The following is an 18,321-nucleotide window of genomic DNA, read 5'->3' as shown; positions in this document are numbered from 1 at the left end:
ATCATCCATTCATAGCACAATATCTTAAACATAACTTTACTAAAAAAAGTTATGATCGATTTATTAGCAAACGCGCAAAAGCAATTCATCAATTTTCTACGGATCGCCATTTTTATAGTGATGGCCTGGATCGGTGGCCTAAAAGCCTATCAGTATGAAGCCGAAGGGATAATTCCATTTGTTGCCAACTCCCCTTTTATGAGTTTTTTCCTAAACGTAAAAGCTTCGGACAGTGACAACTATAAGCTTCACAAAAACAAAGAAGGTGAAATCGTCAAGCAGAACATCCAGTGGCACCATGCTAATGGGACATACATGTTCTCTTATGGACTGGGAATGGTAATCGTATCCATTGGAATATCCGTATTGTTGGGAATATTTTATCCAAAAATAGGTTTGGTAGGTGGAATTTTAACTGCTGGAATGTCATTGGTTACCCTCTCCTTTCTGATTACAACACCAGAAACATGGGTTCCTGACCTAGGAGGACCTGTACACGGCTTTCCGGCACTTTCAGCAGCGGGAAGACTTGTGATAAAAGATGTTATAATGATGGGGGCCGGGCTAGTAATTGCGTCAGATTCAGCTCAAAGTATCAAAAGCAAATTATCAGCCCCTAAAAATTTGGTGACTTTGCAATAACTGCTGTCAGACTGCCCCAAACAGGGATCTGATTAACAATATGCTCCAAAAGCCCTACCAAACGAAAACGCCTTTGAGCATTGCATTAAATACCTATAGTATTCATTGCAATGCTCAAAGGCGTTTTTATTCCTAATGCTTACTTTTTACTTATCAGCTTTCGGAACAGAATAAACCTGTGCAGATTTTCCTAAACTGAAAATCCGCTGCTGTAATGATTATTTTTCCAGACTTAGGGCGTTTTTACGGTGTATTGATTATCCCTGTACTTCAGGGATAATTGGAAAATTCCTTTTTCTACGGTATTCATACCTAATTAATAGATACGCCTAAATAGCTACAGTTACATGTAATACTGCAACTTATAAAATCAAATAATGCAATTCATATTTTCTGAATCGGGATGCTCTCGCTGCTATAATACCATCCTAAAGAAGCAGGCGATGAAAATACATTACCGACCTACCAAGCACGTTAGCGGATCTTAAAAAGTCAATCTTTTGTTAGCTTCAAATTTCTCATCGCATCATAGAAGAAATTCTATGTATTGCAAAATTGAATATCTGCACCTTTAACAATATAAAAGCCATTTTAGGGATACTTTTATAAGGTTAGGTAGATAATTCGGCGATTTAAGAATATTCATTGACTTTTGTCACTAATCTTTTGTGATAAAGGTCATCGTTCCTTGGGCTTGTACTGGGCTACTTTTGCTATAGAAACTTTATTTAATAATTTAAAAAACAAGTGATATGAAAAAGTTTAAAATTGAAGACACAGTAATTTTACTGATCGATCACCAAGAAGGAACAATTAATTTTTCAGCAAACCGTGCCCACGAAGTCATTATCTCCCGTGCCCGTACATTAGCACGACTAGCCAAAGGACTCAACATTCCGGTTGTACTTACCTCAAGCCAGGAAGATTTACAACAAGGGCCACTCTTGAAAGACCTACAGGAGATTTTACCTGTCCAGTTTGCTGAACGTGTTAAACGTGACGGTATCACAAACGCATGGGATGATGAAAACTTTAGAAATGCTGTATATAATGTCGCAGATGGAAAGAAAAATATTGTGATGGCCGGTCTTACGAATGATGTTTGTATCGTATGGCCCGCAATAGACATGCAGGAAGAGGGCTTTGACGTTCAGGTTGTAATCGATGGCGGGGGTTCTCCGACTGAGATCGCCGAAGATGTGGCCCGTAAAACTTGGGAAGCTCAAGGTGTGAGAACCACGACGATCAGTCAATTTATCTCCGAGATTATTGGCAGCTGGGCTTCGCCCGAAGGAGAAATCGCCAAACCAATTGTTATCGAAGAGGTCTATTCACTCCTGTTCAAATAAGTTTAGACCAGTTATTGCAAAGCAGCCTTTCAGACTTAAGGCTAAAATACCGAAGGACAACGGGACGAAAAGGTCTGCTTATCTATCCGGATTCGGCAGTCGGCTGACTTCGTCAAAAATAAACGGGAGTACTGAACCATTCAGATACTCCCGTTTATTCTCTTATCTGATCTTAGATCCACGCTTCAAACCAAAATTTCTTGACCCCACTCTTAACAATTGTTACTTAGTCCCAAAAGCATCTTCCAATTCAACTTAAAAAAATGTTTTTTAACTAAATCCACAAGGGCACCACAGACGTTACAGTTTTTAGAAGTCTGGTGAAAATAGTGGCTTAGACTAAAATATTCCAATCTGAATGGTCTCAATTCTATTTTTCAGTGTTTTCATATCGTTCCTAATTGCGTAGGTCCATATCAAAATTTAAGTACATCTTGATTGGAAAGACGTGTTTCAATTCTAATATTTGTAATGCCTTTCATTGAAATAGAAAGAAAGCTACTAGTTCTAGAATAACCAAAAACGAAGGGGAAGATCGTTTTACCGCAAACTCTGCTTCCTGATCCTACTTAGAGTTTCTCTGGATATGCCAAGGTAGGAAGCTATCAGATGTAGCGGAAATCTCTGGATCATTTCGGGATGAAGTTCGACAAAACTTTCATATCGCTGTAAAGCACTCAGACTTATTGCATCATCGACACGCTTTACTGAAGCTATGTGATTATTTTCACTCATTTTCCAGAACATTTCCTTAATGGCGGGAATCTCTAAAAATGGGTCAAGATTACGCCGTGGTAATACAAGGAGCTCTGTATTTTCCCAGGCCTCAATAAAATATTTTGACGGTGTCTGATTAATATAGCTGTTCCTATCAACGATCCACCAATTCTCAACGGCAAGTTGTAGGATATATTCGAGACCATGACTATCAACACTGAACTGCCTTGTTGCACCTTTTAGAATAAAGCCCGTATATGGACAACTACTGCCCTCTTCCAGAAAATACTGTTTTTTCCTAAGCTTTTTTTGCAGGAATAATGATTGTATCTTCTCCTTCTCATCCTGTGATAAGGTTGATTTGCTGTAACGCTCTATATAATCAAAAAGTGGCTTGTACATTGGAAGTATTTTTAGACGGCGACAGTTAACGTTGCTATAGGTCGAATTTAAGAAAAAACTACATCTTTCTAAATACCTTATCCTACCTAAATGGACAAAATAAAATCGCTCAGACATTTTTTCAGAGCGATTTTATAAATCGAATGCTTAATAATCTTTCTGTCAAGGAAATCTTCGATAATGGCCGAAATTCCTTCACCGAGCGACTTCAGTGCAAAATGTCCTGCGTCAAATAGATGGAATTCAAGATTTTTCACATCTTTTTTAAATGCCTCAGCTCCTGATCCCGGAAAAATATAATCATCCTTACCATAAACAATCAACATTTCTGGCTGATAATCTCCGAAATATTGTTGCCAGCTTGGATACAAAGGAACATTTGACCAAAGTCGGATTTTTGCTGTCACCAGCTTCCCTGTAAAAGATTTCTACGCCGTTGATCTTTTCTGTTTTAAATGTCGTTTTCATTGTATCAAAGATTTATGATGAAGTAGTGAGGATTAATTTGTCGCGATAGGTTCTAGTTTTGGAAAATCAATATCCGTATCGGCTAAAATATTCGCATAATTGGTGAAGATGCTTAATGATACCTGTGCTAATATTTCAAGAATCTGAGCGTCATCATACCCAGCAGCTCTGACTTTCTGTAAAGATTCATTGGAAACGGCGCCTCTTGTATCAAGGATCTCCTTTGAAAAAAACAATGCCGCATTTATTTTAGGATCAATAGAAACACCATTTCTTGCGTTCGTAATGTCCTGACCTTTAATTCCGAGTTTCCCACCGATAAAACTGTGTGCAGCGTTACAATAGTTACATCCATTTTCATTCGCCACTGTAAGCGCAATCAGCTCTCCCAATTTACCTCCCAGTGAAGAATAATTAAGACCTGCGTTAAAGCCTAAATAGGCATTGAGTACCGCGGGAGAATTTCCTAAGGTCTTCATCATATTAGGAACCATTCCCATTTTACTTTTAACTATGTCAAAAAGTTCTTTTGTTCTTCCGGTAGCTTGTTCCGGATTTAAAGCTTTAATGCGTGCCATAATATTATTTTTTTTAATTTTTTAAAATTGTCAATATGTTTCTCATTATCAACAGTACAAAGTTGCATGCTTACAATCGGTATGAGTTAGGCAGCTTTTCCCGAAGAGTTATCAATTCTTCCAGTTCCTAATATTTTCTTTTCACAAGTCTTTACAAAAAAAACAAAAGACAGCAATAAGTAACCTTTCAGAAGACACTCCTCTCCTTTATGATTACTTGGGAATACGAATATGAGTTGATAAAAGCAAAGAGGTCTTTAGTTCTCAAAGGTTTACTTTAAAAGAATTCAGAAGGGCCTGCTTATTTTATTTACTGAATGATGTGTCCCCTGTTTACAAGCTGTTACTGGTCAATCGTCAAAAGAGCGAATATGCCCTACAATAGGTTGACAGAATTTAAAGAATTAATAGTGCTATAGGACCAAAATCAAGGAACCTGACGGTCAATTTTCCTGGTCTTTTAAACAAAGTAAATTCGGACGTTTAAACAAAACTCGCCCGCATCATGCCAATTATCTTTGTCTTAACAAAATCGAATTAAAAAAATGAAATCAGACAATTATCAGGGAGCATTACAGAAACCATTAGGTTCCGGCTTCACAGCAAAATCAACTTCCGCGGAAGTAATCAAAGGAATCGATCTTACGGGTAAAATTGCAATTGTAACTGGCGGGAACACAGGTATTGGGCTTGAAACGACAAAAACTCTTGCTTCAGCCGGAGCAACAGTGATTGTCCTAGCCAGAAACTTAGAAAAATCAAAAGCAAATCTGAAGGGTATAATGAATATTGAAATGGAAGAAGTGGATATGATGAGCCCTGCCTCTATTGACAATTTTGCCGAAAAATTCATTTCATCGCGCAGACCGCTTCATTTATTAATTAACAATGCAGGAATTATGTGGGTTCCATTGCAACGTGATGAACGTGGAATTGAATCCCAACTGGCAACAAATTATCTAGGCCAGTTTCATCTTACAGCAAAATTATGGCCGGCATTAAAAAAGGCAAATGGAGCTAGGGTCGTAAATGTATCCTCCCTTGGGCATCATAATTCTTCCTTTAATTTTGAAGATCCAAACTTTGAAAAAAGGAACTATGAAACTCTCGAGGCTTATGGTCAATCAAAGACGGCAAGTAATCTTTTTGCCTTGGAATTAGACAACCGAGCTAAAGATTTCAAGGTAAGAGCTTACTCCTTACATCCGGGTTCTATCGGAGGGACGGAACTAGGGAGAAATGCAGACCAAGAACAATGGAAAAAATTAGGATTTCTGGACGAAAATGGAAATATGCGTCCAGAAATAATAGCTTCATTAAAGACCATCCCTCAAGGTGCTGCTACTACAATTTTTGCCGCAACCAGTCCATTATTGAATTTGATAGGCGGTGTTTATCTCGAAGATAATGACATTGCAGCGTTATTGTCGACAGATCCTTCCATCCCGACGGAAGCGAAACTACATCAGTCTGGTGTGCAACAATATTCATTGGAAGAAAACTCAGCAAGACACTTATGGGATCTAAGTGAAGAAATGACAGGAGTAAAATTCAATATCAATTAATTATTTAACCTTTAAAATGAAGTTAGCTGATAGTGATAAACGAGTAACAAACGCAGCGCGAATTTTCGTAAAGTGGATATTTTGCTGATTATTGCAAGAATAAAAAAGTTTGGAACAGTTGACATATAGCGGACGATGTTGCTCTCATCTCCGATTCAAAATTTTGGTTGATGGGGGCAACGATAAAATTTCTATCTTTATATTATCCACTACCTTGCAAGCCAATCAAATAGCTCTCTTTATGGAATATCAAGCAAAATATATTACAGACGACATTAAACTTTCCTGCTATGAGGACAAGTTCTTTAAATCGGATATCAGTTTCGATTGCCATATGTTGATCTGGTTTATTTCCGGTCAAACTAAAATTGTTCAAGCTGATGCTACACATCTCTTTAAAAAGGGTGATATCTTTTTAATCCCTAAAAATCAGTTAGCTACAATTATCAACTATCCCAAAGATGGGCAAGCTCATAAGACAGTTGTCATGCACTTAACGGCCGATAGGTTGAAAGATTTTTACTCAAATCTGAATGTCAAACCTGATGCACATCATACACAAAAAATACACCATTTCAAAAACCACCCATTATTAGAAAGTTGCCTTTCGTCTCTTGTTCCTTACTTTGAAATGCAGGTACTCCCTGAAAAAATAGCTTCCTTAAAAATTACAGAAGCTATCAGCATTCTCCGCATAATAGATAAAGACATAGATAATGTACTGGCAAACTTTGAAGAACCCGGAAAAATTGACCTTGCAACTTATATGGAAAAGAATTTTATGTTCAATTTATCATTGGAAAAGTTCGGTTATCTGACGGGAAGAAGCCTAACGACTTTCAAAAGGGATTTTAATAGAATATTCGGTATCACTCCGCAGAGATGGCTCACTAAAAAACGATTGGAGTTGGCACACTACCAATTGGTAGAAAAAAAAACGAGACCCATTGAGGTCTGTTATGAAGTAGGGTTTGAAAACCTTTCACATTTTTCATATGCATTTAAAAAACAATTCGGCTATTCACCAACAGAATTACTGGCAAAAGGGAATTAACTATTCTTTTTAAGTTATAATTGTTTATTACGGATTCGAATTTAAATAACTCAATCTTCCAATTTTCGTACTTATCTATCATTTCCAAAAATAACTTAAGTAATTATTTATCTGATACCGGTTTCTCAAATCGATTAATTCCATACTATTCCAATCGACCAAAATCATTTCACATTCTTCACCTAAACGATATAAAACTGACTTAATGTGTTCAAATTTCTTTACAGAAGTTTCCGCTAAAGAAACTCGTTCGCTAATCGAAAGCCAAACATGTTTGACAAACTCCCCTTCTATTTCAAAAAAGATGGTGAAATTCGAGAAACCAAATGCTTTAGTCTGTCTTGTTGTGCAGTCAATAATTTTATCGTAATTATAATATATGTGTGTTGCTCTTTCAAATCCAAAAACTGTTAATAGCTCCATTAAATAGTCTTCTCGGATTTCTTTTGAAATGGTGGTTATAGGCATTTCTCCATGTTCAAATATTTCAGTAAATCCAAAATCTGTTCGTGACACCTCTGAAAGTGGTTCTATTTCTGCGATCGATTTTAATACATATGCCATATTTTCTAATGGAACAATTACAACTTGACAATAGTCGTCTTCCCAGAGAAGTGGCAAATAACCGTCTGCCTCAAGTTTCCTTCTTGCTGTTGTCTTTCGTTTAAATATTTTGAAAAAGTCCAATAATTTCATTCAAACGCATTTGTTATATATTTGCATATTTGATATTATCAATAACAAACTCTTTTAATTCCTTTAAAACCGAAAGTCTGTTGGCCATTTCCGTATTGTTAAACCGAAAATAACCAATTTCAAATGTTTTAAGTTTTGTTAGGTTTTCCATTCCTGATAAATCGTCAAGGTCCACTTTTTTGTTGCTCTCTGTTGTTGATGCAAAGAGGGATAAGTGTTCAAGGTTTTCGAACTTATCAATCCCATTCAAGCTTTTAAGGTTTGAAGTATAAGTTAATGAAAGGTTTTTAATTCTGGATTTTGAAGCGTTTGGCAAGAAATTGAAGTCTGATACTTTGTTTAGACTTAAAAGACATAGCGTGTTCAGATTCGTTAATTCGTCTAAGCGGTTAAATGAAAAGTCGGCTTTTTTGACATGTGAAATTAATAAATGAGTCAAATTTGGAAACAATGAAATTAAATCCAAGTCATTTTGTTTGATGTTCCAAATATGTAAATGGCTGACATCTGTTAAATTATTCTTATACTTCTTTAATGCGTCAAGATTTTTACGATCAATCTTATAGTTATTGATGGTGATAAACTTCAGATTGTCATAAAACCGGATATTTTCCAATGTTTCAGTCGATGGTAGAACATACAGAATTTCAGATCTGAAATCGGTTCCGCAAATTGTCTTCGAATAATTGGAATCGTCAGCCTGAACAAAATTTTCATTTTTTTGTTGAAATAGAAACCGCTGGAAATCTTGTATATTTTTTATCTCTTTTAAATCCATTAGGTGATGGTTAGCGTTATATTAATTTATCCAATAATTGTGTCAATAGAAGGTTTACCAAAGTTTAATGCTGTCAAAATTTTTGTTGCTTTTGCCTTATCTTCAATTAAAGCCTTCTCATACTCAAATACAAGTCCGGTGGTCAATAATCTCTCATCACCTGTAAGTCCATCAAAACTTATACAGTTCTCTGATATTTCATAGTCAACCCACTGTCCTTTAACAAATTGTTGTAGACGTCCAAACACAGGCTTTCCGACTTCTCTGCCTTTTATCCTTGTCGGAATAATAAAGTCCTGCTGACAATTTTCAGGTTGGTCTGCAATTATTATCCAATCCTCTTCATTAACATCATAATCCTCAAAGCAACACTCAATCGCATCTTCCATAGTGTAAAAGAAATGATCCCAATCTGCAAAACTGTCCTGTAAACTGTAATATCCAAAAAGATAAACTCCCCCTTTTGCATGACAAAGCATAAGTTTTTTTGTTTTTCCGTCTACGTCTTTAAATACTACTTTTCTCATTACATGTAAATATGATATAAATTGCTGTTTTAATATAATATCTTACCTATAATATTTTGATCAAGCTTCGAAATAAGGTTGTAGCTTTTCGCTCAGATTCATCTTGACCCATTGCCTACCAACTCCATACTCCATATATAATATTTCGAGGATACCAACATGTACAATATTGATAATTTCACGGTTGTGACTTTGCCCAATATAATTGATATAATCATAGGAGCTTTCGACAAAAGGGCCTGTCCGGTCTGCTATGATCTGGCCGCCAATATATGTCGCAAATTCGTTCATAAATAAATATGTTGAACGATCTGAGAAAAGACTATCCTCTCCCATTTCCACGATTTCCATATATTCTCGTACCTTATCAAACAAAATACCTGTTAATGTATCAAAAATAAAAATATCTATCTTTTATAATGGCTTTATATGGAATTTCCAATAGGAGTAAAAATAAGAATTTGCATCAGATCTGCGATACAAAATAGATATAGAAATTATAGTTGCTGAGTTATATATTTTGTCTTTTGAGTGCTGTTTTGTAAATTCAAAAAATAGTGAGCCATATTTCATGAAGACGAAAAGATAACCTTTAAAAATCACTATTATTGGACGCTTCCTCAAAAGAAAAACTTGCTTATCAACATGCGCATTCACTTTTAAAGATAGATCAAAATGAGGATATTGATAAAATAAAGAGGGTTTACTTTAAAGCTGGATGGCTAACCAAAGACGAAAATTCACTAAGTTTATTGAATAATGGACTAGAGAAATTTAATGAAGATATAGCAACGCGTATTATACATGATCATACATCTGAAATTTTTTTTTATTACTGCCCCAATTGTGGCAAACTAGCCAGAACTCCAACAGCAAAACAATGTCGTTTTTGTAATTACGATTGGCATTGCATCATGACGGGTACATTCGTGAAATAGCAATAGCGCAATTAATGAATCTTTTTCCTTTAAAAAGCGTACCATACTTGCATCATGATTTGCTCCAACAGCCTGAAGCTTTATCTGCCATAATAAAATTAATAAGGGATATTACCTTTCCTTAATTTTAAAACAACATATTGTATTTGAGGCAAGAAGAGTAAAATGACAATGACAAATATCACCCCCATTAACATCCAATCGTAATAATCCCTAGTAGCACGGGCCAATAGTTGATGATTAATCATTTGATTGAAATAGCCTGTGGATACTGTTTTCGAATTATACATATCACGGCCAGCATTGATATATTGGTTTTGAATATCCAGTAAAGTAAGTGGTAACTGCGGATTTGTTTCCGTGAGTGCTTCCCGTATCTTTTCGCGAACCGCGGATTTTGTAAATAATTGAAGTTCGTTGTTAAATGCCAGACTTACGCTAAAACCGGTGAACCTTGCCAATATGCCAACAAGCGAGGCATTTACTGCAATTTTCGGAGGTGCTGATGAAGCGGTAAATGAAACAATCGGAACAAATAGAACACCTGTGGCCACACCATAAACAAACATCGGAAGAATAAAATTGATTGTTTCACCCTGTACAGAAACAAATAGTATCATATAGGCATAGTAAATTGCCATTATACCAAAACCGGCAATAATCATCCTGATCAAGTTGTACCCCATTAAAACAAATCGGGAAGTGACCAACATGCTCAGGATCGTTCCTAAAATTACAGCCATCCATATCGGAATGGTATGCAGTGGGTCATTTCCTAAAATCACTTCCACATAACCATAGGCTAGTCCGGTACTACCTTTGAAAATGTAGAATGTAACAAGTAGGAATAACCCAAAAACAAAATTCTTTGCCTTAAAGATCTGTAAATTGATCAATGGCCTTTTTAGTTTTGATTCTCTGATAATAAAGAGGGAAAGAATAACTAAAGCACTTAAACTAAGCATCAAAATTAATGGGTTATCAAACCATCCGAATTGCCTTCCATAGACGAGTATAAATCCCAATATCAAGATGAAAGACATATAAAACAGATAGCCTATCCAATCCACCTGATATAAGGGTATCTTTTTGGTAAACCTCGCTTTACCGCTCATTGTCAGCAAAACAACAAATGTCAGAATAATGAGCACAACAATAAATCCATAGAATAGCCAGTTAAAATCAAAAAAATGAATGACCACACTTGTATAGATGGAATAGAAAGGTACAGCGATTTGTATACTGCCGTAAAGAAGACTGTAAGCAATCACACGGGCACGTACAGACTGTAATCTTGGAAAAATGAGCTGTAATACTATCCCTGACATCAATGCGCAGGTCATCCCTTGCAAAAACTGGCAAATAACAAACAATGTCCAATCTTTGAAATGAAAGCAGATAACGGAACATATTGCATTGACGGCAAGGGCAATCAGCAGATATTTTCTGGGTGCAAAATATTTTACTATCCGAAAATCAAGTGCCAGGAAAGCCACCGTTGAACCATAGATTACAACCATGCCATATTGTACATCGGTAGGTTGTATGCCGTAAAACCCCATCGTCGCGATCGGACTGCCGTAAAAAGCGAAACTGAACAGACAGGTCATCAGAATGGTAAATATGACGGCTCTCGCCACCCATTCGGACACCCAGGATTTGAAAATCGGTATTTTATGTGCTTGCATCATTAATCTTTTAAAATGTAAACATTGGCATTCATTCCGGCAGAGAGGTTCGCTAATTTTTCAGGCGTATCGGTAAGTTTAATTCTTACAGGAATACGCTGGATGATTTTGACAAAATTACCTGTAGCATTATCTGGAGGTAGCAATGAATACCGCGAACCTGTGGTTGGGGAAAGTGATTCAATAGTACCAGTGAATTTTTCATTCGGGAACGCATCAACCTCAATGGTTACCGCTTGCCCGATCTTTAAATTACCAGCCTGTGTTTCTTTAAAATTTGCAATCACCCATTTTTTCTCGGCCTTGTTCACCAAAAAAGCCAATGTCTGCCCAGCTTGTATCAGCTGGCCTTCCTGAATGGTCTTTTTACCAATTTGTCCGTCAAAAGGCGCAGTGATAACCGTATATCGAATGTCCAGTTCCTGCCGCTGAAGAAGTGTTTCTTTAATTTTTATCTCTGCCTGTATAACATTATGTTGCGCTCTAAAATCATTAAGTTTAGATTCAGCTACTTGTAAAGAAGCTTTAGCTTGATCGTAATCTGACTTTGCAATAGATAATGAAGCACTTATATTATCGAATTTTTGTTGTGTGGTAGATTCATCCGCCAGTAGATTTTTATAGCGGTCAAACTCTTTTTGCTGCTGATTCAATCTCACGGCAGCACCTGCCAATTGTGCTTTTATGACTTCAATACTTTTAAGTTGCGTTTCCTCGTTTGCAGCCAATATGGACAATTTGGCTTTTGAACTCAAAACTTCTGCTGAAGCAGCATCTTTTTTCAGTCCATATTCGTCCAATTCAATGACAACTAGTGTATCACCTTTTTTTACCAGCTGATTGTCATTGAAATATATTTTGCTGATATAGCCACCTACTTTTGCGTTTATGGGTGACAAGTAAGCGTCTACCTGTGCATCATTAGTGTGTTCGTAGCGATATCCTCTTAAGAAATAGGCTGTTCCCCAAATAATGATTCCTACGAATAATGCGATTCCCAACCAATTGGTGAGGCATACAATAATTTTATCTGTTTTATTTTTATTCATAATATTTGTATTAAAGAATTCCAACGATTGCCAATAATCTGACATGAGCTATTCTTATATTTGTTTGTGCTGTTGTCAGATTGAATTTTGCTTCCAATAAAGCATTTTCTGCTTCCAAAAGATCGGTCAGTAACGATTCCTGATTTAAGTAGCTGCTTCTGATAACACGGACGGTTTCAGTGGTTCTAATGATATTTTTCTCTGCCGTTTCTACGCTCTCCAAAGCCTGTTGTTGCTGTAGATAAGCTTCTTTTACCTGAAGAGCGATTTCGTCTTTCTTCATTTCTGCTTTTTCCTTAGCCTGACTGCTGACAACTTGAGCATGAGCAATTGTATGTTTGCTTTTGTACAAATTATCTATAGAATACTGTAATTTAATTCCTGTCTGACCAAATCCCCATAAGTCATTTGAATAGGGATAAAAGGAAATCTGCGGATAATTGTAGTTGTAGTTAGCGTACAAAGAAACTTTGGGCAATCGTGTAGCTTTCATTTGTTTTACATTCAGTTCGCTCCATTTGATATCACTATTGACCATTTTATACGCGGGAGATTTGTTAAAAACAATGTCTATATAATCATTGTAGTCAGCGTCTGTGATAGCGTTTAATTCAATTATATCTCGATATTTGATTGCTAGCTCTGTATCAATTTCACGTCCCATCAGTATATTGAGATGTTGTTTGGCGATTTCGATTTTTTTTGTCACATCAGAAAGACTAAGTTCCAGCTGAGACAATTTCACGGAGGTTCTCAGTACATCGCTCTTTAGTACGGTACCGTTTTTATGAAGACTTTCTATCAAATTCAATTGCTTTTTTTCTGCATCAATCTCTGCATGAAGAAAGTCATAGAAATGCAAAAGTTTGTATAAATCAAAATAGGCAACTGCGGTATTATATTTTACACTATGCTTTTGCAGATCCGCTTCATATTGTTTTCGCTTCTCTTCTTCCCTCTTCATGTCGATGTTTCTTTTGTCTTTATTACCATTATAAAGATTAATGTTCAAGTTGTAACCTACTCCGTACCCATAACCTTTTACGGGTACATCCTGTGGAGAAGAGAATAATCCATTGTCGTAAATCAGAAATTTGGAATTGAGTTTTACGTCTCCACCTACCGAAAGTTCCGGTAACAAATGGTCTTTGGCTTCCAATATTTCTATTTTACTCTGCTGATGATTTAGGTCAGAGAGTTTCAGTTGACGGTTGTTCATTTCCGCAACCTTCCAAATTTCTTCCAAACTTAGGGGCTCCGCTTTTTCAGTATACTGGGCATGGATCGAATAGGGAAATAATAGCAAAAGTATGCTCAAAATCCGAGTTGTTTTATATCGTTGCATCAGCTTTCTATTTATAAATGATGATATCTTTCTTTTTCTTTGCTAACCATTGCTTTAGCATCTTTTTCAGCTCATCTAAAACAAAGCTTAAATCTATCATTGGAATAAAGGGACTAGCATAGGCGCAAGCCAGCCAGTAGATGTTTGCTTTATCAATTTCTTCGTCTGAGCGAAGGAATTGATGTTCTGATTTTTTAGCTTGCATTGCAAGTTCAAAATCTTTGTCAGGTTTTATGATTTTACGTTTCATAACGATTCTACTAGTATTAACACAGCAAAATTATTAAGCACGTCATTCTATGCTTTTATATAAATAGCCTAATATTTGCTATATTTGGCCACATGGAAATTCTTAGCCAATTAATACAAATTGTAGATCAAAATTTCGATTCCATCCTTGTGATGCGACAACAGACGGAACAGCGTTTGCCAGCTCATCAGCACGATAAAGCTCAGTTGTTATTGGTTTATGGAGGAATTGCTTACCTACAAACAGACGAAAAGGATCTGTATATTCCGGCTAATCATTATATATGGATACCCAAAAACTACCCGCACAACCTGATGTTTAATACACAGGATTTGTACATCATCAATATTTACTTTCCAGACGAAAAGGCAGACAGTTTTTACGGTGAACTGGGTATTTATCCAGTGAGCAAGCTTTTGGCAGAAATGCTCTCATTTAGTGATAAATGGCAAGGTGATTATTTTAAAGGTTCATGGGAATTTGAGTTTTTAACTACGCTGAAAGGCGTATTATCAAAAGAAAATCTAAAAAAATTTTCCATTCAACTTCCTACAACAGACGATCAACGGCTTAATGCTATAATCGACAGTTTTAGAAATCGGTTAAATGAAGATCTAAGCTTAGACACTGTTGCTCTACAATCGGGGATGAGTGTGAGAAGCTTGACCAGATTATTTCAAACTAAACTGCGCATCACTTTTGTTCAATACTTAAAAATGCTTCGTATTATCAGAGCGATGGAATTGATTAAAGATACGGATTTGAACATGACGGAGATAGCCTATGAAATCGGATATTCGAATGTATCGGCATTTAGTAACAATTTTCATCAACTGACCAATATGAGACCAACTGAATTTAAAATTAAATGAGAGCTGCCGCTTCCTTAATTTTACGGTTACGATGTTTCTGATTCTGTAAGAACTACGACTTCAATACTGCACGGGTTTGAACGCTACCGTTGTCTTTAATTTTATAATGCCTTTGGTCTTGAAAGAGATTAATAAAAAAACTTATTCGGTTTAAGATGTTTCAAAAAAATTGATATCCTCAGCAAGTAAGCCGCTTTTTCCAGCATTTTCTAATTGTTTTTTTATTATCTTATAACGTTTATCGTGTCTGTCCATTAATCGCATTTGGGCTTTTTTTAGCGTTTTGATTTTTGCTAGAACTTCGGAAAAAACTTTTGCGGGCACTTTATCTGCGCTTAGCAAGACAAATAAATATTCGATATTTGAACTAATAAGTGTTTCGATTTCGTTTAGTTTGTGCATTGCGTTGATTTGTAATACCCTTAATTTTTTATTTTTACTAAAATCAGGTAACGCCGTTAATGAGAATCCATCTAAATATAACTTTTTTAATCCCGTCGCATTTGAAATAAAATCAATGTTTTGAACTTTTTTAATTCCAGAAAGTTGCAGATACTCTACACCGTTAGATAATAACTCCGGAAAATTTTCGCTTGCCTGACAATCACTAACAACTAATACTTTTAAAGAAATGCCATGTAAGACGGAAAAATCAATTTGTTGAAAATCGGATATGCTCAATCCTTTTAAATTTTTTAGCCCACATAATGAAACTATTTCGGTGAATTTCCCTTGCAAATGGAGGTAATTTATATTGGGAAACTTTTCCACTAAACGAAGATCAGATCTTACATCCACATAAATGTACAACTCTGTTACCAACTCAATCCTAGAAAATTCGGTGAAACTTTGTTGAGCCGCAATCGAAAGACCTAGTTTCCTCACATTTGTCAGTTGCGATAATGTTTCAAAATCTTGTTTGGTATATGCATGATATTTATTGGATTTTTCAGGGTCTTGAAAAGGTAAGATAATGAGCTTTACATCGGGGCGCTTTGCGAACAATATTTTGTCTAAACTTTGTAAAGGTTTATCGCTATTGTCATTTAATCGAAAATAAAAAATTCCATCCTTACCAATAGCGTTGCAGGCGTGTGTTTCTGAATAGGATTTGCATAATTTTTCCCATTCCGAATAATTAATTATAGAAAGATATTTAGTTGCTTCCATTCTTTTTTTGTACAAAAGTTCAATTGAAAAAATTAGCGTCCCAAATTTTATACATCATCCCACCTGACTCAAACGTTGCGGCCCTCACCGAAGGCCCCACTTTTGGCGGTAGTTTTTTATCTTTTATAATTCGGTTCTTCAAGTAAAATCGGTATCGGATTAAGGATTACCCATTTTGTTGCTAGCTGGCATAAATAATTAAGTTCGTCCGTTTCTGCATCTCCATTTTTGCGAATGCTTTGTACAAGTGAAGTTAGTTTTTCTAGTTCATCAACTGACAAAGCGTTATTTGAAGCTAAATGCGCAAGAAATGCGTCCAACATTTTTTTGAAATAAAGATTCCAGTTCCCGCCACCGTTTCTATATATTTCATCTCTTACTTTTCCTGCAATTCGCACAACTTCTCCTTGCACTGTTTTTGCAGATCCTTTTGATGGAATTAAAAGTTCCCACAATTCTTCAAATTGTGTTTGCCAGGTTGTTCCACTTAAAACAATTGGCGATACGCCATCGTGCATAATGCGTTTTCTTACCGGTGGAACATTATATATTTCGTAAAGTTTGCTTAGCGCTTCGTCAGTTTCTTGCAGATAATCTTCTTTATTGAAATTTTCACGATGAAACTCAAAATTTTCTCCGATACGGGTAATGTTATCTCGCATTTTTGGAGTTATCGCCGCGTTTTTCAGTAGGATACTCGATATTTCTACTAAATTTACGATATCGATATTATTGGCACGGTTCAGAGCTTTTTCAAGGGGTGTCTCTCCATTTGCATTCAGAACATTTGTATCCGCGCCGTATTCAATTAATTTTTTTACCGAAGTAATATTAAAACTACTTCCTGCTGCAAAATGCAAAGGTGTGTCTCCATACTTATCAACTGCATTGATATTTGCCCCAAGTTCTAAAAGTATCGTAATCTTTCCACTTCGGGCCATTGCGTGTTGATGCAGTGCCGTACGTTCGTAATAATCGACAGCCTCAATGTCGGCCCCGTTTTCTACCAGCCAACGAACTAGCTCGTCAGGAATATTGAAGAAACTAAGAGCAGTTGCTTTTCCATAACCGCCTCGTGCATCTAATTCACAGGTATCAAATACCTTTTTGAGATTGTCTATATTATTTTCGTTAATTAATCCGTCAAAATTTTTTGGAAGTGTTTTTTTCTTTTTAGCCATTTTGTTTCTCTTGATTTTGGGGTTCAGTAAAATTGATTAAAACGCTCTGGGGCTCTCTTCTCCGGCTCAAAATCAAAGCACACAAGCCGATAAAATTTCTCAAGTTCAATTGAAAAACTACTGTCGAACTTTGAAGTTTCACCCCCTACTGCAAATTTTTTGTTACCAGCAGTAGATTTCTCAATTTTTTATAATTCAGATAATAATGGTAGTTCATTTAAAAGCTTTTCTTTATTTCCATTTTCCAAATATCTTGGTAAAATAACGCAGTTTTTGCAATTTTTTAAGTGAACATAAAGCGCTGATGTCGTAACTCTTCGTTTCTACATTTAGTAAAAAAGCAAGATATTTCAGATTGGTTAGTTTCGATATTGGCTCCATACTTTTGACGGATTGTCCTGTTCCGCTCATTTTTCCGTGGTCTAAATAAAGTTCTTCTAAGTTCACAAGAGAAGATAATGGTTCTAAATCATACATATTATTTATCTCGTGGATATACAGAGTTTTAAGATTGACTAAACCACTAAGATAATTGATATTATCTACTTTCTTGATACTGGAAAGAATTAGCACCTCCAGATTTTTCAAAGGCGTTAAGTCTGGTATTTCATTTTGTTTGTTTATGCTTATATGAAGATATTTTAGATTTGGTAATGTCGAAAATACACCAACTCGCTCATCGTCAATTTCTCCTAATATTATTGCTTCAATATTTTTATTTCCATTTAACGAAGAAAGGTTTGTATAAGTCAATTTGAACTTTTTCAAGGGTGTTGACATTTCCAAGATCTTTGTGCCAGTAGGAATTGTAGATAAGTCAAAAATTCCGTTCACAGCCCCTTTGAAAACGCCCAAATGTGCATAGTCGGCAACTGGGCTTTTCTGTTCTAATAAATAATTATTCCAATTCATTTGTTTTAGCGGTCTTTCAAAGTTGCAGTTACTCGAAGATTGGCGCAACTTTGTCTTTTTAATTATTTACTGTTGTTTGCTAAATCTTAAAATTAAGATATTTTGTGCATCAAGGGCAACCATTTACAATTCACTGGGTT

General features: G+C 35.9%; 20 protein-coding genes. 6 read left to right on the top strand and 14 right to left on the bottom strand.

All coding sequences use genetic code 11. The features are described from left to right. Positions 1-51 precede the first annotated feature (51 nt). Positions 52-642 (top strand): DUF417 family protein, encoded by a 591-nt coding sequence (locus ABTV71_RS13125; protein WP_433903462.1) that lies wholly within the window; start codon positions 52-54, stop codon positions 640-642. A gap of 752 nt (positions 643-1,394) precedes the next feature. Then, on the top strand, positions 1,395-1,991 hold the full coding sequence (locus tag ABTV71_RS13120) for an isochorismatase family protein (RefSeq protein ID WP_433903461.1): 597 nt from the start codon (positions 1,395-1,397) through the stop codon (positions 1,989-1,991). A gap of 540 nt (positions 1,992-2,531) precedes the next feature. Here ABTV71_RS13120 and ABTV71_RS13115 read toward each other — a convergent pair. The 3 genes from ABTV71_RS13115 to ABTV71_RS13105 all read right to left on the bottom strand — a co-directional run bounded on the left by ABTV71_RS13115 (position 2,532) and on the right by ABTV71_RS13105 (position 4,156). Next, the gene (locus tag ABTV71_RS13115; RefSeq protein WP_433903460.1) at positions 2,532-3,110 is read right to left on the bottom strand and encodes a Crp/Fnr family transcriptional regulator; all 579 of its coding nucleotides are present in this window, start codon (positions 3,108-3,110) and stop codon (positions 2,532-2,534) included. Between the two features lie 86 nt (positions 3,111-3,196). Continuing rightward, positions 3,197-3,517, bottom strand: a complete 321-nt coding sequence (locus ABTV71_RS13110; protein ID WP_433903459.1) for an alpha/beta fold hydrolase — start codon at positions 3,515-3,517, stop codon at positions 3,197-3,199. Positions 3,518-3,610: 93 nt separating this feature from the next. Beyond that, the gene (locus tag ABTV71_RS13105; RefSeq protein WP_433903458.1) at positions 3,611-4,156 is read right to left on the bottom strand and encodes a carboxymuconolactone decarboxylase family protein; all 546 of its coding nucleotides are present in this window, start codon (positions 4,154-4,156) and stop codon (positions 3,611-3,613) included. Positions 4,157-4,701: 545 nt separating this feature from the next. Between ABTV71_RS13105 and ABTV71_RS13100 the strand changes: the two genes are divergently transcribed. After that, a complete protein-coding gene (locus ABTV71_RS13100; protein WP_433903457.1) occupies positions 4,702-5,721 on the top strand; it encodes an SDR family NAD(P)-dependent oxidoreductase in 1,020 nt (339 codons plus the stop codon). 241 nt (positions 5,722-5,962) lie between these two features. Beyond that, positions 5,963-6,775 (top strand): helix-turn-helix domain-containing protein, encoded by an 813-nt coding sequence (locus tag ABTV71_RS13095; protein ID WP_433903456.1) that lies wholly within the window; start codon positions 5,963-5,965, stop codon positions 6,773-6,775. Positions 6,776-6,853: 78 nt separating this feature from the next. On the opposite strand, the gene ABTV71_RS13090 is transcribed toward ABTV71_RS13095, so the two are convergent. Genes ABTV71_RS13090 through ABTV71_RS13075 form a run of 4 tightly spaced genes read right to left on the bottom strand, consistent with a single transcriptional unit; the run spans position 6,854 to position 9,127 of the window. Next, positions 6,854-7,471 carry a hypothetical protein gene (locus ABTV71_RS13090; RefSeq protein WP_433903455.1) on the bottom strand — a complete coding sequence of 206 codons (618 nt, stop codon included), beginning with the start codon at positions 7,469-7,471 and terminating at the stop codon, positions 6,854-6,856. A 13-nt stretch (positions 7,472-7,484) separates the two neighbouring features. Continuing rightward, complete coding sequence (locus ABTV71_RS13085) at positions 7,485-8,249, bottom strand: hypothetical protein (RefSeq protein WP_433903454.1); 765 nt, start codon at positions 8,247-8,249, stop codon at positions 7,485-7,487. 26 nt (positions 8,250-8,275) lie between these two features. Continuing rightward, on the bottom strand, positions 8,276-8,776 hold the full coding sequence (locus ABTV71_RS13080; protein ID WP_121124740.1) for a hypothetical protein: 501 nt from the start codon (positions 8,774-8,776) through the stop codon (positions 8,276-8,278). A 60-nt stretch (positions 8,777-8,836) separates the two neighbouring features. Beyond that, entirely contained in the window at positions 8,837-9,127 is a 291-nt protein-coding gene (locus ABTV71_RS13075) for a hypothetical protein (RefSeq protein WP_433903453.1), read from the bottom strand. A 257-nt stretch (positions 9,128-9,384) separates the two neighbouring features. On the opposite strand from ABTV71_RS13075, the gene ABTV71_RS13070 reads away from it, so the two are divergent. Beyond that, a complete protein-coding gene (locus tag ABTV71_RS13070) occupies positions 9,385-9,714 on the top strand; it encodes a hypothetical protein (RefSeq protein ID WP_433903452.1) in 330 nt (109 codons plus the stop codon). 98 nt (positions 9,715-9,812) lie between these two features. Here the strand turns inward: ABTV71_RS13070 and ABTV71_RS13065 are convergent, their stop codons facing one another. From ABTV71_RS13065 to ABTV71_RS13050, 4 genes are read right to left on the bottom strand one after another with little or no spacing between them, the layout of a single operon-like run. Next, positions 9,813-11,405, bottom strand: a complete 1,593-nt coding sequence (locus ABTV71_RS13065) for an MFS transporter (RefSeq protein WP_433903451.1) — start codon at positions 11,403-11,405, stop codon at positions 9,813-9,815. Continuing rightward, positions 11,405-12,451: an HlyD family secretion protein gene (locus ABTV71_RS13060; protein WP_433903450.1), complete on the bottom strand. Its 1,047-nt coding sequence runs from the start codon at positions 12,449-12,451 to the stop codon at positions 11,405-11,407. The genes ABTV71_RS13065 and ABTV71_RS13060 overlap by 1 nt, the downstream gene beginning before the upstream one ends. A gap of 10 nt (positions 12,452-12,461) precedes the next feature. Beyond that, positions 12,462-13,796 carry a TolC family protein gene (locus tag ABTV71_RS13055; protein ID WP_433903449.1) on the bottom strand — a complete coding sequence of 445 codons (1,335 nt, stop codon included), beginning with the start codon at positions 13,794-13,796 and terminating at the stop codon, positions 12,462-12,464. A 7-nt stretch (positions 13,797-13,803) separates the two neighbouring features. Beyond that, positions 13,804-14,046 (bottom strand): hypothetical protein, encoded by a 243-nt coding sequence (locus ABTV71_RS13050; protein ID WP_121124730.1) that lies wholly within the window; start codon positions 14,044-14,046, stop codon positions 13,804-13,806. 92 nt (positions 14,047-14,138) lie between these two features. On the opposite strand from ABTV71_RS13050, the gene ABTV71_RS13045 reads away from it, so the two are divergent. Continuing rightward, positions 14,139-14,918, top strand: coding sequence for an AraC family transcriptional regulator (locus ABTV71_RS13045; RefSeq protein WP_121124729.1), 780 nt, complete (start codon positions 14,139-14,141; stop codon positions 14,916-14,918). A 150-nt stretch (positions 14,919-15,068) separates the two neighbouring features. Here ABTV71_RS13045 and ABTV71_RS13040 read toward each other — a convergent pair whose 3' ends face one another. The 3 genes from ABTV71_RS13040 to ABTV71_RS13030 all read right to left on the bottom strand — a co-directional run bounded on the left by ABTV71_RS13040 (position 15,069) and on the right by ABTV71_RS13030 (position 18,181). Next, a complete protein-coding gene (locus ABTV71_RS13040; protein ID WP_433903448.1) occupies positions 15,069-16,088 on the bottom strand; it encodes a hypothetical protein in 1,020 nt (339 codons plus the stop codon). 116 nt (positions 16,089-16,204) lie between these two features. Beyond that, entirely contained in the window at positions 16,205-17,269 is a 1,065-nt protein-coding gene (locus tag ABTV71_RS13035) for an ankyrin repeat domain-containing protein (protein WP_433903447.1), read from the bottom strand. A gap of 231 nt (positions 17,270-17,500) precedes the next feature. Continuing rightward, complete coding sequence (locus ABTV71_RS13030; protein WP_433903446.1) at positions 17,501-18,181, bottom strand: hypothetical protein; 681 nt, start codon at positions 18,179-18,181, stop codon at positions 17,501-17,503. Between the last annotated feature and the right edge of the window lie 140 nt (positions 18,182-18,321).

Origin of the sequence: Sphingobacterium puteale, assembly GCF_050986225.1 — a bacterium.
GTDB classification, from domain to species: Bacteria; Bacteroidota; Bacteroidia; order Sphingobacteriales; family Sphingobacteriaceae; genus Sphingobacterium; species Sphingobacterium puteale.
Note: the sequence above shows the minus strand (reverse complement) of the source record. Positions and strands in the feature narration are given on the sequence as shown.